This window comes from Leucobacter soli, from assembly GCF_042659205.1.
GTDB classification, from domain to species: Bacteria; Actinomycetota; Actinomycetes; order Actinomycetales; family Microbacteriaceae; genus Leucobacter; species Leucobacter soli.
The window spans coordinates 1-1,856 of sequence record NZ_JBHSRW010000331.1; the positions used below are offsets into that span (position 1 = coordinate 1).

The following is a 1,856-nucleotide window of genomic DNA, read 5'->3' on the forward strand; positions in this document are numbered from 1 at the left end:
GGCGCCCTCGGTCGCACGGCGACCCCGCTGGCGCTGGAGTCCGCGCGCGACACCGGCAGCCCGACGGTCTCCCCCGCGGAATGGCTGACCGGCGATCCGCTGCCGCCGGAGCTGACCGCCGGGAGCTACGTCACCGTGTGGAAGTTCGACCTCGCGTGGATCCTCGTCTGCGTCTTCGGCGCGATCTTCTACCTGGGCGGCGTGATCCGGCTCCACCGCCGCGGCGACCGCTGGCCGATCGGCCGCACCGTCGCCTGGCTCGCCGGCCTCGCGATGCTGTTCTACACGACGAACGGGGCGCTCAACGCCTACGAGCAGTACCTCTTCAGCGTGCACATGCTCGGGCACATGATGCTGACGATGCTCATCCCGCTCGTGCTCGTGCTCGGCGCCCCCGTCACGCTCGCGCTGCGGGCGGCCGAGAAGCGGAGCGACGGCTCGTGGGGCCCCCGCGAGTGGATCCTCTGGCTCGTGCAGACCCCGTACTCGAAGGTGATCACGCACCCGGCGGTCGCCGCCGTGGTCTTCGCCGGCTCGCTCTGGGTCTTCTACTTCACACCGATCGCACGCTGGGCGGCGTCCGAGCACCTCGGCCACCAGTGGATGATCATCCACTTCCTCATCTCCGGCTACCTGTTCAGCCTGTCGATGATCGGCATCGATCCGGTCCCCTACCGCTTCCCCTACCCGCTGCGCATCGTGATCCTCTTCGCGACGATGGCCGCCCACGCGTTCTTTGGGGTGACCATCATGACCGGTCAGGGACTCCTGCTCGCCGACTGGTACGGCGCGATGGGCCGCACCTGGGGCGCGACCCCGCTCGAGGATCAGCGCACCGGCGGCGGCATCGCCTGGGGCATCGGCGAGCTGCCGACGCTCGCGCTCGCGCTCATCGTCGCGATCCAGTGGTCGCGGAGCGACGACCGGGAGCAGAAGCGCAAGGATCGCGCCGCGGATCGCTCGGGCGACGCCGAGCTGCGCGCCTACAACGAGATGCTGGCCAAGCAGGCGGAGCGGGATCAGCGGCAGGTGCGGCGCTGACAGAGCCCGCCGGCTGAGCCCACCAGCCGGGCCCGCCGGCTGAGCGCCTGCGCGATCCGTCAGAGCCGGCCCTGCCGCGCACCGTCGCCGAGCGATGCGGAACGGAGTGCGCCGGACCCCTCAGCCCCCGGGCTGCCCCGCGTCGGTCCCGGTCACGTCCGCGCGGTGGAAGTTCTGGAACGAGCGCGAGGCCGTGGGGCCGCGCTGCCCGAGGTAGCGGGAGTAGGTGGCGCCTGCGCCGTAGGGCCGCTCGGCCGGCGACGACAGCCGGAAGAAGCACAGCTGGCCGATCTTCATGCCGGGCCAGAGGCGGATCGGCAGGGTGGCGACGTTCGAGAGCTCGAGCGTGACGTGGCCCTCGAAACCGGGGTCGATGAACCCCGCGGTCGAATGGGTGAGGAGGCCGAGACGGCCGAGCGAGCTCTTGCCCTCGAGGCGCGCGGCCACGTCGTCGGGCAGGCCGACCTGCTCGTAGGTGGAGCCGAGGACGAACTCGCCGGGGTGCAGGATGAACCCCTCGTCCGGGTCGACCTCGATCAGCCGGGTGAGCTCGGGCTGCTCCTCCGAAGGGTCGATGACCGCGTACTTGTGGTTGTCGAAGAGGCGGAAGTAGCGGTCGAGGCGCACGTCGACGCTCGACGGCTGCACCATCTCCGGTTCGCTCGGCGAGAGGCTGATGCGGCCTGAGGCGAGTTCGGCGTTGATGTCGCGATCGGAGAGCAGCACGGGTCCATCCTATCCAGCGGGCGGGCGCACGGTCGCGCGTTCGAAGAGGCGGCGCGGCCGGCCGGCGAGCGCGCCGGCGACGACCTGCG

Annotated in this window: 2 protein-coding genes; one reads left to right on the top strand and one right to left on the bottom strand. The window is 71.2% G+C overall.

The window, feature by feature from the left end; translation table 11 throughout:
• The coding region (locus ACFPZL_RS12800; protein ID WP_382335741.1) for a cytochrome c oxidase assembly protein at positions 1 to 1,041 on the top strand (1,041 nt) is incomplete at its 5' end.
• A gap of 120 nt (positions 1,042 to 1,161) precedes the next feature.
• Here ACFPZL_RS12800 and dcd read toward each other — a convergent pair.
• Complete coding sequence (gene dcd / locus ACFPZL_RS12805) at positions 1,162 to 1,767, bottom strand: dCTP deaminase (protein ID WP_218114509.1); 606 nt, start codon at positions 1,765 to 1,767, stop codon at positions 1,162 to 1,164.
• Positions 1,768 to 1,856 lie beyond the last annotated feature (89 nt).